General features: G+C 59.1%; 11 protein-coding genes. 9 read left to right on the top strand and 2 right to left on the bottom strand.

Translation table 11 applies throughout. The annotated features are described in order from the left end of the window. Positions 1–413 precede the first annotated feature (413 nt). A complete protein-coding gene (locus G6M89_RS01860) occupies positions 414–710 on the top strand; it encodes a ubiquitin-like small modifier protein 1 (RefSeq protein ID WP_165160096.1) in 297 nt (98 codons plus the stop codon). 6 nt (positions 711–716) lie between these two features. Here the strand turns inward: G6M89_RS01860 and G6M89_RS01855 are convergent, their stop codons facing one another. Next, positions 717–2,393, bottom strand: coding sequence for an aldehyde ferredoxin oxidoreductase family protein (locus G6M89_RS01855; RefSeq protein ID WP_165160095.1), 1,677 nt, complete (start codon positions 2,391–2,393; stop codon positions 717–719). 132 nt (positions 2,394–2,525) lie between these two features. Here G6M89_RS01855 and G6M89_RS22215 point away from each other — a divergent pair, with 132 nt between their 5' ends. The 3 genes from G6M89_RS22215 to G6M89_RS01845 all read left to right on the top strand — a co-directional run bounded on the left by G6M89_RS22215 (position 2,526) and on the right by G6M89_RS01845 (position 6,782). Beyond that, positions 2,526–4,316 carry a glycosyl hydrolase 115 family protein gene (locus G6M89_RS22215; protein ID WP_241175187.1) on the top strand — a complete coding sequence of 597 codons (1,791 nt, stop codon included), beginning with the start codon at positions 2,526–2,528 and terminating at the stop codon, positions 4,314–4,316. Between the two features lie 27 nt (positions 4,317–4,343). After that, positions 4,344–5,474 carry a hypothetical protein gene (locus G6M89_RS22210; RefSeq protein WP_241175186.1) on the top strand — a complete coding sequence of 377 codons (1,131 nt, stop codon included), beginning with the start codon at positions 4,344–4,346 and terminating at the stop codon, positions 5,472–5,474. Positions 5,475–5,585: 111 nt separating this feature from the next. Beyond that, the gene (locus G6M89_RS01845; RefSeq protein ID WP_165160094.1) at positions 5,586–6,782 is read left to right on the top strand and encodes an oligogalacturonate lyase family protein; all 1,197 of its coding nucleotides are present in this window, start codon (positions 5,586–5,588) and stop codon (positions 6,780–6,782) included. A gap of 590 nt (positions 6,783–7,372) precedes the next feature. Here the strand turns inward: G6M89_RS01845 and G6M89_RS01840 are convergent. Next, the gene (locus G6M89_RS01840) at positions 7,373–7,576 is read right to left on the bottom strand and encodes a hypothetical protein (protein WP_165160093.1); all 204 of its coding nucleotides are present in this window, start codon (positions 7,574–7,576) and stop codon (positions 7,373–7,375) included. A gap of 136 nt (positions 7,577–7,712) precedes the next feature. Between G6M89_RS01840 and G6M89_RS01835 the strand changes: the two genes are divergently transcribed. The 5 genes from G6M89_RS01835 (at position 7,713) to G6M89_RS01815 (ending at position 14,827) form a co-directional block, all read left to right on the top strand. Then, a complete protein-coding gene (locus tag G6M89_RS01835; RefSeq protein WP_165160092.1) occupies positions 7,713–9,578 on the top strand; it encodes an ABC transporter substrate-binding protein in 1,866 nt (621 codons plus the stop codon). Between the two features lie 81 nt (positions 9,579–9,659). Then, a complete protein-coding gene (locus tag G6M89_RS01830; protein WP_165160091.1) occupies positions 9,660–10,655 on the top strand; it encodes an ABC transporter permease in 996 nt (331 codons plus the stop codon). Further along, on the top strand, positions 10,642–11,802 hold the full coding sequence (locus G6M89_RS22720) for an ABC transporter permease (RefSeq protein WP_343162613.1): 1,161 nt from the start codon (positions 10,642–10,644) through the stop codon (positions 11,800–11,802). The genes G6M89_RS01830 and G6M89_RS22720 overlap by 14 nt, the downstream gene beginning before the upstream one ends. Before the next feature lie 85 nt (positions 11,803–11,887). Continuing rightward, on the top strand, positions 11,888–14,062 hold the full coding sequence (locus G6M89_RS01820) for an ABC transporter ATP-binding protein (protein ID WP_165160089.1): 2,175 nt from the start codon (positions 11,888–11,890) through the stop codon (positions 14,060–14,062). Positions 14,063–14,389: 327 nt separating this feature from the next. Further along, positions 14,390–14,827 (top strand): PEGA domain-containing protein, encoded by a 438-nt coding sequence (locus G6M89_RS01815; RefSeq protein WP_165160088.1) that lies wholly within the window; start codon positions 14,390–14,392, stop codon positions 14,825–14,827. The last annotated feature ends 32 nt before the right edge of the window (positions 14,828–14,859 follow it).

Raw genomic sequence — 14,859 nt, 5'->3', positions numbered from 1 at the left:
AAAACCTCTCTTTCATTCCCTGTATCATCAGAATACGGACGATTCGATATTGCCGGATTTGAGCCAAGGCCGTCATCAATCCGCAGAAATATAATCATCTATACAGAAGATTTTTCACCTCTCCCATCATCGGCATAGCTACCGGAACGTTCCGGTAACTGGCACCACTTCACCGACCGCACCTTGCGGTTCCTGGCATATCCAACGGCGGCGGGAACTCCCCCTCCCGCCGCTGTCTCGGCCGGCCGGGAATAGGAGCCACGACGTGTGCGCCACGGCATCGCACACGTCGAACGGTCCCGGCCTCGAGATTTCAACAGTACCTATCCCTCCCAGCGACGAATGAGTTCGCCACGGCTGTCAGCGATATCGAACAGCGACTTTGAAGGGCTGTGCTGTCTAATCCTGTGTCAATGACACACCACGTAACCTGCACACTTTACGGCCCTCTGCGAGAGATCGTCGGCACGAAATCGCTCGAGCGCGAAATCGACGCCGAGGAAACTGCTGGCGACGTCTTCGACGACCTCGCTGCGGAGTATCCCGATCTGCGAGCGCTGCTATTCGATGAGGACCGAACATTCAGCGATTCGATTAGCGTCATGAAAAACGGCCGTAACGTCGCCTTCGAGGACGGCATCGACACACCACTCGAGGATGGCGATACGCTCAGTGCGTCACCGCCGGCAGAAGGTGGCTGCGGCCGCTAACGGAGATTAATCGGCCGTCGCCTCGCTCTCGAGGGCATCGGTCGGCACCGTACCGTCGTCGTTCCAGCCGCGCAGTTCGTAGTACTCCTCGATTGAGGACTCGAGATCCGGCAGATCGTAGGGCAGCCGGTCTTCGGCGGCGTCGTAGCCACGCTGGTTTCGGAAGTGACGCTCGAGTTCGACGACACGGGAGCCGACCTCGAGGAGGTCGTCGTAGTCAGCGTCGAACAGGAGTTCGAAGCGCTCGCCTTCGACGGCGCGGCCAACACCGAACTGGCAGATGATGCCACAGTCGCGGAACGCGTTACGGTTCTCGTTTTCGATTACGAGTCCGGCCTTCCCTGCAGTCCCCTGCGGATCGACCTCGCCGCCGTACTCGTCGCCGAGCGTCGTCGAGTACATGTGGTCGCCGCCGCGGTTCGCCACAGCGTAGGAGAGGCCCTGGCCGTGGAGTGCGCGGCCGTCGTGGGCGGCGAACTCCATGCCTTTGACCGAGAAGTTCTCGACGCCGAGGTCGTCGTGGATGCGGTCGACGCCCTCCGCGAGCAGGTCGCCCTCGTCCTCACGGAACGCGATTTTCTCGAGCAGATCGTGGACGAGCTCGGCATTGCCGAACTCATCCGTACTGGCGAGGTAGGCTGCAACGGTGACGCCGGCCGAGATGGTGTCCATCCCGTACTGGTCGCACAGCTCGTTGGACTTCATCAGGTCGACGATGTCGCCGACGCCACAGTTCGAGCCCAACGAGTAGACCGTCTCGAGTTCAGGGCCTTCGGTTTCGACGCCTCGCTCTTCGTCCTTGGTTGGGAGCTTACACGCGAACGCACAGACCGAACAGGAGGCCTTTGTGTACTTTTTCTCCTCGATGGCGTCGCCGTGGATCTGGTCGATATCTTCGAACGACTGCTCGGAGAAGTACCGCGTCGGGAACGAGAAGTTGTCGTTGACGAACTCGACCGAACTGGACGTCCCCTGCCGACGCATCATGTCGTCGCTGGTCGCGGCTTCCTGATGGACGGTCGAGTGAATCTCCTCGGCGTCAGCCGGCATCTCGAGGTCAGGTGCGGAGTCGCCACGGAACGAGATGCACTTGACGTTTTTCGCGCCCATGACCGCGCCGAGGCCGCCGCGACCGAACGCGCGACTGTCGTAGGTCATCACGCAGGCAAAGCGCACGCCGCGCTCACCCGCGGGACCGATGGTGGCGAGGTTCTCGGCCTCGAGACCGTGGCGGTCGTTCATCGCGGCCGTGACTTCGGTGACGGTTGCATCCTCGAGTTCGGGCACTTCCTCGAACTCGACGCCGTCGTCGGTGACGTGGACGGCGAGCAGGTCGTCGCTTTCGCCGGTGAGTTCGATGGCGCTATGGCCGGTGTCGACGAAGTTCCGCGAGAGATACCCTCCGGCACTAGCGGAGGCAACGCCGTCCGTTAGCGGCGAGAGTGCGGTACAGTTCATCCGGCCGGTGAAACTCATCTGGGACTGTTGGAGTGGGCCAGCAGAGAGGTAAAACCGGTTCTCGGGTCCGTAGGGGTCGGCATCGAACGGAATGCGGTCGTGAGCGAGTTTGGTCGCAACGCCGCGTCCGCCGACGAAGGATGCGAGTTCCTCATCGATGGATTCGGTCACCGATGACCGTTCACCGACATCAATCGAACACAGCGTGCCCGTGGCGTGTAGCATACGACCGTCAACGCAGCAGATACTCAAAAAGCTAGGGACCAGTACTGGGTGAGTCGCAGTTGGCCACCGTTTGTGGTAAGCAACAACGGTAAGCAAACAGACTAATAGTCATGCACGATAGCAGTGTAGCACATGACCGACACGGATGCAGACGGGATCGCGATACGCGGAACAGACGGCCGCGATAGCAGCGAGAGGGGCCAGTGTGACGCCATCTCGCTTGTCACCGATTCGGCTGCTCCGATTCGGTACGTTGCCACCGAGTCAGTCGTCGAAATCGCAACCAGCGACCTCCAAGACGACATCGAACGCGTAACGGGCCAGCGACCAGCCCGCGAGCGCGGCCTCGAGGACTGCGGCGAGCGAGCCATCATCGTCGGGACGTACGGCGTCGACGCTGTCTTTGATCGCGCGGTCGAGCAGGTTCTCGAGACGCACAGAAGCGAGGACGACGGACTCGAGGGACCAGAGAGCTATCTCATCGCTGCGGAATCGACAGCCGATGACACCGGTACGTCCTTGTTCGGAACGGACGAAACGCTGCTCATCGCCGGTAGCGACCCCCGTGGAACCGCATACGGCGTCTACGAATTCGCACGGAAAATCGGCGTCTCGCCGTGGTACTGGTGGGCGGACGTGCCAACTGCCGACTACGACGAATTGTATGTGAGTCACGGCCTCGAGTGGGCGGGACCGCCGTCGGTTCGCTATCGGGGCGTGTTCATCAACGACGAGGATTTCGGCATTCGCGAGTGGGCACAGCACACCCACGAACCCGAGGTGCCGGATGGAATCGGGCCGAAAACGTACGAACGGCTGTTCGAACTCCTGTTACGGCTCAAAGCGAACACGATCTGGCCGGCGATGCACGAGGGGACGAAAGCGTTCTACCAGTGTGAGGGGACGGCCGAAGCCGCCGACCGCTATCACATCGTCGTCGGAACCTCTCACTGCGAGCCGATGCACCGGAACAACGTCGGCGAGTGGGACGCCGACGTACACGGCGAGTGGAACTACGAGACCAACGCCGAGACGATCCGGCAGTACTGGACCGACCGCGTAGAAGACGTTGCGGGCTCCGAAAACATGTTCACCATCGGAATGCGCGGCATTCACGACTCGGGGATGCCCGGCGGCGACACGCTCGAGGAGCGCGCCGACTTACTTCAACAGGTGATCGACGAGCAGCGCGAGATCCTCGACGAGCATCACACATCACCGGTCGAATCCATCCCGCAGATTTTCTGTCCGTACAAGGAGACACTCGAGATCTACCGCGAGGGAGTCGACGTTCCCGACGATGTCTGTCTCGTCTGGCCCGACGACAACTTCGGGTTCATGCGCCGACTGCCGAGGGAAGACGAGCGGGAGCGAGCCGGTGGCCACGGCGTTTACTATCACCTCTCGTACTGGGGTCGTCCGCACGACCACCAGTGGCTTTGCTCGATTCCGCCGGCGCTGATCCGCCAGGAACTGGTACGAGCCTACCGCCACGGCGCTGATACGTTCTGGATGGCTAACGTCGGTGACCTCAAGCCCGCTGAGAAAGAGACTGAGTACTTCCTCGAGTTAGCCTGGGATCTCGAGTCGACTGCGGCGCGTTCGGAGACGGAGTGGCTGACACAGTGGGCAGCCCGCGAGTTCCGGCCGGAACGCGCAGACGAAATCGCCGACATACTCACGGAGTACTACCGACTCGCGCTCGCACGAAAGCCCGAACACCTCGGCTGGAACAGCGTCTACCCGAACACCGAGAAGAACGAACCCGAGTTCAGTGCGATTGCCCACGGCGACGAAGCCGAGCGCCGCCTCGAGGCCTACGAGCAAATCGACGAACGAGCCGCCGAGATCGCCTCGTCGCTGCCCGACAACGTGCGAACGGCGTTCTTCCACCTCGTCGAGTACCCCATTCGAGCGTCGTGAGCGATCAACGAGGGTGTGCTCACGGCGATGCGGAGTCGTCTCTACGCGGGACAGGGGCAAACCGCTGCTGAGATGTACGCTCAGTACGCTGAGAACGCGTTTGCCCACCTCGAGACGGCGACGAGACAGTATAACGCGACAGCGGACGGCAAGTGGCGACGGATGCTGTCCGCGAACCCGCGGGAGCTGCCGGCGTTCGACCTGCCAGCAACTGGCCGCGTGACCGACGAGCAGGAGCCAACACTCGAGGTGACCGTCGAAGGCGAGGCCGGCGTCGCTGGCACTGGCGTCCGCAATCGCGAAGTGCCGACGATTGTCCAGGGACTCGAGCGCCGACGGTTCATCGACTGCTACAATCGTGGCTCGGGGAGCATCGAGTGGACAGCGACAGCCAACGAGGCGTGGCTCACCATCGCGCACACGTCGGGGACGTTAGAGGAGGACGAGCGTCTCTGGGTCGGTGTCGACTGGGACGATGCACCCGACGAACCGACAACTGGGACGATACAGATTGCGGGTGCCGGTCGTGAACTCGAGGTATCGGTGCCGATTCGGCCGCGACCGTTGTCGGCGGTTGGCGAAGACACTGCCCGAACGCCGCTGTTCGTCGAATCGAACGACCGAATCGCACTTGACGCCGAGGGGCCGACGGCACTCGAGCAGGGCGAAACCCGTTGGGAACCCGTTGACGGACTCAGTCGAACGACCGGTACGACGATGGTCAGCCGACCGCTTGACGGGCCACGACTCGCTGCAGACGCCGCAACTATCGCGTCGGATGCGGCCCGCCTCGAGTACGACCTCGAGATCTCGAGCGCTGCCGAGGAGGTGTGCATCGAGATACAGCTCTTGCCGACGCACGCGCCGACTGACGAGACGCCCCACCGGTACGCCGTGGCAGTCGGTGACGGCGAACCGAGAGTCGTCGATTTCGACGCAAACGGCGGCGAGCACGACCCGCAGTGGCAAGAAAATGTGTGTCGCTCGAGTGTTCTCTCGCGAACGCATCACGAGGTGTCGGCTCCCGGCCGGCAGACGCTTTCGGTGTACGCGGTCGATCCGAGTGTCGTCATCGACCGGATTGTCGTCTACACGGACGACGACACCCGGCGGTCGTCTCTCGGTCCTCGAGAGACGCGGGATCGACGCCTCGAGTGAGGCGACTGGAAGTGGCAGTTATCCACGAGTGCGTGCTGTTTCCCAACTGTCACACCTCTCTGAATCCCCGGCTAGCGAAGGTTTTTGTGTCCGTCGGCGGAGAAACATGCTATGACGACACACCTCACACAGGGGCCAGATGCTGGTCGAACGTGGCCAGCCGAACGGGAAACGACGACCGATCCGGAGACGGGCGCGACCGTCCATCGGCTAACGACGCATTCGGCTGGCGACTGGCACCTGTACTTTACCGAACCGGCGTTTTACGACGACGGCGACCGACTCCTGATACGCTCGGACCGCGGCGACACGCGTGACCTCTACTCGATTTCTCTCGAGTCGGGCGAACTCACACAACTCACCGACCTCTCATACAATATCAGCGGCGTGACGCGGTGTCCGAACCATCCCGTTGCGCTCTTTTGGTGTGACGGCCACCTTGTCTCGCTTGACCTCGAGTCACTTGCTCTCGAGACGCACTACACGCTCCCTGCGGGCTACAACGGCGGGCATTTGGGTGGGACGGCCGATGGGACACGAGCCGTCGCTGCAATCTCGGAGCAACTCCCACTCGATGACGAGAAGGATCCGGAAGACCGCGAGGCGTGGATGGCCAAGCGACTCGCAGCGAAGCCACACTCGCAGGTTATCTCGGTCCCGATTGACGAACCGGAGCGAGAGCCAACGGTTCACGTCGATACGGAGCGCTGGCTCACGCATGTCAACCCGTCGCCCGCGCCGGAGCACTCGGACCGGCTCACCTACTGCGAGGAAGGTCCCTGGGAAGATGTCGACAGAATCTGGGGGCTGAACCTCGAGACCGATGAAACGTGGCAGATTCGACCGACTGCTGAAGACGAAGCAGTCGGACACGAGTACTGGCTGGACGACGGCAAATATGTCGGGTATCACGGCTGGCAGGGTCCCCGCGAAGACCGCGATGCCTTCTTCGGGCAGATTCGATACGACGGCACCGACCGACGCGAATGGCCCGCACCAACTGTCTATACCCACTTTCATAGTCGCACTCGAGACCTCGTCGTTGGTGATGGCTCACATCGCGGCCCCCATGCACTCTTACTCTGGGAGTGGGACGCTGACACGGAGACCTACGAGGGACCACGAGCGCTCGCAACGCATGAGTGGGCTAGTGATGATGATGTCCATCCACACTCCCGGATGAGTCCAGACGGAACTCGCGTTGCGTTCGATAGCTCACACGGTGGGACCGACAGTGACGTGTATCTGGTTGACGTTCCCGATGACGTATCGAAACTGCCCGACCGGGGAAGTTCCATCGGAGAGTGACCATCCTCATGCACGACACGTTGTCCGGCCTGAGCGAACGTGGATGTCTTGCTGTAACACGGTAAACACGTTCGACGAGCGATTCAACACGCTATTTTACATTAGTACTACTGTATTAATTCCTGGATCATCGTGTCTCGTGTTGCACTAGAGACGGCAAGGAATCTCTGCAGGTGTTTCGGTATGGGTGCTGAAAACGGTCGAATAGGGCCACATTCAACGTCAGTTCTCTTGCAGTTGACTGCCAATTATCCGGTGTCACCGGACAGATTTCGGAATGAATTGGTGTACTACCGGCGTTCGCTCATCTCCATACTCCGGGCGCAAACGCCAGGGAGTGAGCGTGTTCCACGGTCTAACTCGGATTTCGAGGCCGATACGTATTGGTCTCCGACTGGACTATCAGAGACATCGGTCTCGTTTCGACACTCTCTGTGGAATTTCGTCCGCCACTACCGAACACGTTCGTACGGGGTTCCGTGATAGTCACCGCGTACGACTGCTGGTCGCCGCGATAGTGTTCTTTCAGTAGTACTATCTACCCAACAGCCAGTCGTGGTTGGACTGACAAACCGAGAGTCCCAATCGAATCAAAACTTATCGAACGCGTCGAACCCAGTATAGGTAAGGACAGCAACGAGGGCCAACATGACGAGACTGAGAACGAGCGTAATCGTTGCAGCAACGTAGGAGTCACTCCCCGGCTCGAGGAACGGATAGGAAAACGCGAGCAAGAGGAGAACAACCATGTTGAACGCAAACACCAACTTGAGGACGGGCCGAGTGCGGTTCATCGCTTGACTAGTTGAAAGCTATCGAAATATAAGTTTGTACTCCAGTGGTGACGATGAGTGATCGTGACAGGGAGGCCACGACAGCGGACTGGTTGATTGGAAAAATATATATGAGTCTATCATGAACACTTGGCCGATGCCAACGAATAGCAATGATTGGCGTAGCACCATCACTCGACGGACTGCGTTAAAAGCAGGCGTTGCAGGAGGGGTGGCAGCACTTGCGGGGTGTGCCACCGACGAAGGGAATGGGGAGGACCCAGCGGGTGATCGTGACCCAGTCGATGAGCGAGTCGACCGCCAGTTTACGAAGTCGCTCCACCGGGGAACCTACGGGATGGACAACGCGTCGTGGAATCCGTACGATCCATCCGATGAGATGGCGAACTTCGATCCACCGGGACTGATCTACGATCCACTACTCGTTCACTACCACAGCCACGATTCCTTCGAGGGCGTGATTGCAGAGAATTGGGAAGACGAAGGCGATTCGCTGTTGCTCGAACTCAGCGACAACTGGACGTGGCACGACGGCGATTCGGTTACGACTGCAGATATTGCTACTGATATTGATATTCGGTTCCGTATCTCTGATATCACGTCTCCAGATTCGCATGCAAGTTCCTACATCGAAGATTACGAAATCGTCGACGAGTATGCGATTCGCTATTACCTTCGCGATGACTTTACGATGGAGTCCGTTCTCGCGAACGAACTCGCTGATGACCTCGTAATTATCAAGGAGGACGTCGGTTCACCCTCGTTCGGGGAGTGGCGCGATGATTTACTGGATGTCGATGCTGAAAGCGACGAGGCAACCGAACTTGTCTCTGAGTTCCAGGAGTGGTCGCCAGACGTTGACGACATTGTCGGAAACGGCCCATTCGAACTCGAGGAAGTGACGGATACGTCGTTCGTCGGGACGGTCTACGATGATCACCCGAACGCGGACAATATCTACTTTGAGGAGTACGTTATCGAGCACCACGAAGACCAGGTGCTCGCGTTTATGGAGGAGTCGGTCGATTCGATCGGCCTCAATCTGCCGGAGTCGCCTGACGTTATGGACCAGCTCCCACCACACCACGAAATCAACCGTGATTACGACCACCTCTGGTCAATTTTGTTTAATTTCGGCGACTACGACTGGTCTGATTCGCCCGCCAGTAATCCGACCAACCAGCCGATTACAGCCGACGAAAACGTCCGGAAAGCCATCGCCTGTGCACTTGATCGGGAGCAAATCTGGACGTCCGTCCCCGAAGAGTACGAACTGTACGAACTGCCACCGACGCTCCTCAACCAGACCGCAGTCGACGAGGGAGTCGTCGATGTTGAGGGCTACGACAACTACGATACCGACCTCGACCGGGCTACGGAGCTGATGGAAGAAGCTGGCTACCAGCTAGACGACGGCATGTGGTACGACGAGGACGGCGACCCGGCCGAACTCGAGTTACTCGCCCAGTCGGGAACGAGCGTGCAGGTTGATGCCCTCGACTCCGTGCAGTATCAACTCGAGGAGTTTGGATTCGACGCGACGCTCAACGCGGTTGATGAGGCGACGTACGGTGAGAGTCGCTTCGACGGCGATCACGACCTTCTCTTCGACAACCATCCCGTGTTCTCGATCATGGGACTGACGTTCGTCGACCACGTTTGGGAGTGGTTCAGCCAGCTGAATCACGTCGACTACGAAAGCGAAACATGGGAAATTCCTGATGAAATCGGGAACCCTGACGCCAGTGGGACGATGGAACTGACTGTCATGGACGAGATCGAACAGCTCCACCTCACTGGTGACGATGAGTACATCGAGCGGTTGGCCTGGTGGCTCAACCAGACACTGCCGATGTACGGAGTCGTCATCGCGGGTGACTACGGTGCGATCCGTTCCGACGAGTGGCACGTTGACGCGCCTGAGGAACTACTCGACAATCGGGTCGCCGAGTTCAACCTGACGAAGATTCCGGACGCTGAACTGATCCCGTACGAAGAGTAGTCCCGCTCTATCCAAATCCGTATTCGCCACGGTACCAAATACCACAATACTAATGATACCGTATCACGACGTAGCTATACAATGAATTGGAAAATACGACGGCTTGGCCAGGGCCTTTTCACTATTTGGGCAGTGATGACCCTGGCGTTTGTTTTGACGCGGATGATGCCGGGGAATCCGGTCGACGCTTTTGTCGCACAGATCGGCCCTGAGTTAGACAACCCCCAGGAGGCGTACGAGCTTGCAGAGATTTACATGAATATCAACCCTGAAGCCCCGATGCATATCGCCTACATCGACTATATGACGGCGATGCTTCAGGGAGATATGGGCTACTCGATGAGCCAGAACGCCACGGTCACCTCGATTATGGCTGATGCCATCCCGTGGACGCTGTTCGTCATGAGTTGGGCGATCTTTATCGGCTTCGTCGTGGGCATCTCACTCGGCGCGCTGATGGCGTACTGGGAAGGCAGCAAATTCGATGTTGCGTTCACTGGCTACGCGACAGTCCTCACGTCGATTCCGTTCTACGTGCTCGCACTGTTGCTGTTGATGACTTTCGCCTACCGCCTCAACTGGTTCCCAACTGGGGGTCGCCGACCGACCGGTGTCGAAGCCGGCTTCAACCTCCCGTTTATGCTCGGGATTATCCATCACGCAGCATTACCTGTCTTCTCGATGTTCGTCGCCTCCGGCGCGGCATCACTGACGATGCGTGGGAACAGTGTGCGTGTCCTTGGTGAAGACTACCTGCGCGTCGCCAGACTTCGCGGGCTACCAGACAGTACGATTGCCGTCCGATACGTCGCCCGGAACGCGATTCTTCCGATGTATACCGGACTGATGATCGCCATCGGGACGATGTTCGGTGGTGCAATCGTCCTCGAGGAAATCTTCTCGTACCGGGGCATGGGGTACTATATGATTCAGGCCGTACGTGCACGTGATTACCCGCTTATGATGGGCGCATTTACCGTTATCACGATCGCCGTGGTTATCGCGTTGCTGATCGCCGATCTGACCTACGGCAAAATCGATCCGCGTGCAGGAGGTGAAGACCGTGAAGCATTCTGAAGACGACACACACAACTCGGACGACACGCACTCAGGCGACTCTGTCGAAGCGTTCGTGCCTGCTCGCGAGAGCGACACTGGCACAACGAGCACCGATGCCGACGATGAGGCCACTGTCGTCCGAAGCGATGGTGGAACGGTTGATCGCGACTCACCGTTTGAGACGACTGCCTCTGTCGCAGAAACACGCAACGACCGCATCGATCGTTTCCTCGAGGAGTACATCCGGACGCCGTGGTCGATTCTGCGGAATGATTGGCGGGCACTCGTCGCCTTTGCGATTCTTGGAATCTATTTCATCATCGGAACGGTCGGCGTCTATCTGGTTGAGCCGACCCATCCAGCACAGGGGCCGCAGTTAGTTGGCGCGTTCGAGAACTGGGATCACCCGCTCGGAACGACGACCAACGGCCGTGACATTCTCTCGATGACCGTCCACTCGACACCAACGATCCTGATCATGATGGCCTCGGGTGCCGCCTTCACTGTCGCCGTCGGCACCTTCTTCGGCGTCGTTGCTGGCTACAAAGGTGGGATGGTCGACACCGTCCTCAGCTCGATCACAGACGTCTTTATTAATATCCCAGGACTGCCACTCGTTATTGTGCTGGCAACGCTGCTCGAGGCCTGGATCAACAATCCAGTCACACTCGGGGTCTTACTGGCCGTCGCAGCGTGGGCTGGACTCGCGCGGGCGATCCGCTCGCAAGTATTAACGATCCGAAACGAGTCGTTCGTTGAGGCTGCTCGGGCGATGGATATGCCCACGCGATGGATCCTGATCAAGGAGATTCTGCCACACCTGATGCCGTACATCGTGGTGAACATGGTGAACGCCGCACGTCACATCATCTTCTCGGCAGTTGCACTCTACTACCTGGGTGTGTTGCCGTTCTCCGACGCCAACTGGGGCGTCATGTTGGAAAACGCCTACCAAAGCGGCGCACTGTACCGCACTGATGCACTCCACTGGCTGCTCGTGCCGATGATCGCCATCTCCGGTATTGCGATGGGGCTCATCTTGCTCGCACAGTCGCTGGACCGGGTGTTCAACCCACGAATCCGGGCGCGTCATCAGGACATCGGTGGCGACGAGGGACTTGAACCGGACTCCGAAAGTGAAACGAAGGATATGATGAACGTATGATGCTGTCTATGACACCCACGACACCGATTCGGCGCTCGACCAGGGACACACAGACGACTCACCCGACCGCATGGGAGGTGGCCCAATGACGGTCTCGCAGTCGGCGACACAGACTGACCGCCACGACAAAGACGTCATCGTCGAACTCGAGGAGACGTCGGTCTCGTTCGGGATGAACCGTGGACGCTCGAAAGTCCTCAACGAGGTCGATTTCGAGGTCTACCGCGACGAAATCGTTGGGGTGATCGGCGAATCCGGCTCCGGCAAATCGATGTTCGCCTCGGCGATGCTCGATGCCGTCCCCGAACCGGGACTGACGACCGGAAACGTGACGTACTACCCCGAAGAGGGGGAGCCGATTTCCGTCACAGATCTCTCGAAAGAGGCGCTCCGGCAGTTCCGCTGGGAGGAGGTCTCGATGGTCTTCCAGGGCGCGATGAGTTCGTTCAACCCCGTCCTGAAGATCCGCACCCACTTCGTCGAGACGCTCAGCGCTCACGACTACAACGTCGACCGTGGGATCGAACGCGCAAAAGACCTCCTCGAGGATCTGTACCTCGAGCCAGAGCGGATGCTCGAGTCGTATCCACACGAGCTTTCGGGCGGGATGAAACAGCGCGTGCTGATCGCGTTGAGCCTCGTGCTCGATCCGGACCTGCTGGTGATGGACGAGCCAACGGCCGCACTCGACTTGTTGATGCAGCGCTCGATCATCTCGTTGCTCCACGAGATCAAAGAGAAGCACAATCTGACGATTGTCTTCATTACGCACGACCTGCCGCTGGTCGCAGACCTCGCGGATCGACTCGCGGTCTTATACGCCTTCGAGTTCGCAGAGGTCGGGCCAGCGGACGACATTCTCGAGGATCCGGCCCATCCCTACACGCGGGCGTTACTCAATGCAACGCCGAATCTCTCCGCGCCGCTCGAGGAGATGCGCCCGATTGAAGGCGAGAGCCCGGATCCGGTCAACATCCCGAAGGGCTGTTCGTATCATCCGCGCTGTCCACTCGCTGACGACGAGTGTCGCTCACACGATCCCGGTGCGTACGATGCAGGTGACGAACACGACGTCTACTGTCACCACTGGGAAGAGTCGATCGAGAACATTGATAACGCGTTTGCCGCGTCCGATTCGGACAGCCAGGCGAGCGTCTCGACGACCTCACAGGAACCAGGTGCCGAACCGATCGTCTCGCTCACCGATGTCGAAGTCGAATTCGGCTCGAAAAACGATGGGTTCCTCGACTTTGGCGACTCTGATGTCGTCACCGCCGTCGATGGCGTCTCGCTCGACATCTACGAGAACGATGTCGTCGTCCTCATCGGCGAGAGTGGCTGTGGGAAGACCACACTTGGGAAGACTTCGGTCGGACTCCAGCGACCCACTGGCGGCTCAATCGAGTACAAGGAGCAGGACATCTGGGAGGGCAGTTCCGGTAGCAGCACGCTCGCCGACAAGGAAATTCGCCGCGCACTCCAGATCGTCCATCAGGACCCCGGCAGTTCGCTGAACTCACACCACCGTGTCCGAACGATCCTCGAGTCGCCACTCAAGCGCTGGCATCCCGAACTCGACGGGAACGACCGACGCGAGCGGATTCTCGGCATGCTCGAGTACGTTGGGATCAGCCCGCCGGAAGACTACATCGACCGGTATCCACACCAGCTTTCGGGTGGCGAGCAACAGCGGATCGCGCTGATCCGTGCGATGTTGATCAATCCGGATCTTATCCTCGCCGACGAGGCCGTCTCGGCACTCGACGTGTCGCTACGCGTCAGTATGATGGATCTGATGATCGAGTTGCAGGATGCCTTTAACACGTCGTTTCTGGCGATCTCGCACGATCTTTCGAACGCCCGCTACATGGCAGAGAAGACCGGCGGTCGAATTGGTGTGATGTACCTCGGCGAACTCGTCGAGATTGGGACGCCAGAGCAGATCATCCACAACCCACAGCACCCCTACACGCAGGCGCTGCGCTGGGCCACGCCGGAACTCGAGCCGGAAGACGAAAGCGACGAGAATCCGATGCGAACCATCGACGTGCCCGACCAGACGAACATCCCGTCGGGCTGTCGCTACCACACTCGATGTCCGAAGGCCCGTGAGGTCTGTACAGAGGAAAAACCGGAGATGGTCGACTGTAGCGACGAAAACGGCGTCCAGAACGCGGCCTGTTTCCGCGCGCTCGAGAATCACGAGTACTGGAACAGCGAGCCGATTCCGGACGATCCAGACCCAGTCGACGCCGACTGAGACTGGCTCCTGTCTCACAGTTTCGCCACGGCCGCAGGGTGACTCGACCGCCCGAACTGCTGGTCGACGTCCACGTGGATCGGGTGGGTCTGGTGTTCGCTTTTGCAGTCCAAATGGTTAGTGTCGATTGTATCGTGAGCGGAACGTGTCTCCACGTGAGTCATCATGCCTGTCGAGAGACGAGCCACCCCGTTGATAGATAGCTATTCAAAGACTAACATGTTGTCGAAGAATGTGTGATCGATCATCATACCTTTGCTAATCGAGGTGCACTATTCGGTAGATCGGTAGTATCATTCGCCTTCATTTGAAACGACCAGTTGCATAATGGGACGCCAGAATGCCCTTACACGCCGACGCGTCGCGTCGTTGCTTGCGACAGGTGCCGTTGGCCTTGTTGCAGGTTGTTCAGACAACGGAGCCGATGATACCGAGACTGAGCCGGACGATAACGGTGATGACGATGACGGCGCCGACCTCGAGACGGACACTGCGGAGACAACACTTGAGATTTACCTCGAGGACGGGGATGGCGAGTCAGTCGCTGCTGAGGACGTGATACTCGAACTCCTCGATCAGGAGACGGATATCGAGTATACAATCGATCAGGAAATCGAAGACGGCGTCGCGGAGCCGGACTTCACGGAGCCGACGACGTACACGGTGAGCGTCGTCAGCGACGAGTACGAAGACACTGAAGACGAGGTCACGCTCGACGAGGGCGACGATGAAACACTACAGTTCGAACTCGAGGCGTCGTCGTAGGCGATCAGACTCGACCACCGCAGACGGCCGAG

The organism is Natronolimnobius sp. AArcel1 (assembly GCF_011043775.1).
Classification (GTDB): Archaea; Halobacteriota; Halobacteria; order Halobacteriales; family Natrialbaceae; genus Natronolimnobius.
This window is presented reverse-complemented; position numbering and strand designations above follow the sequence as displayed.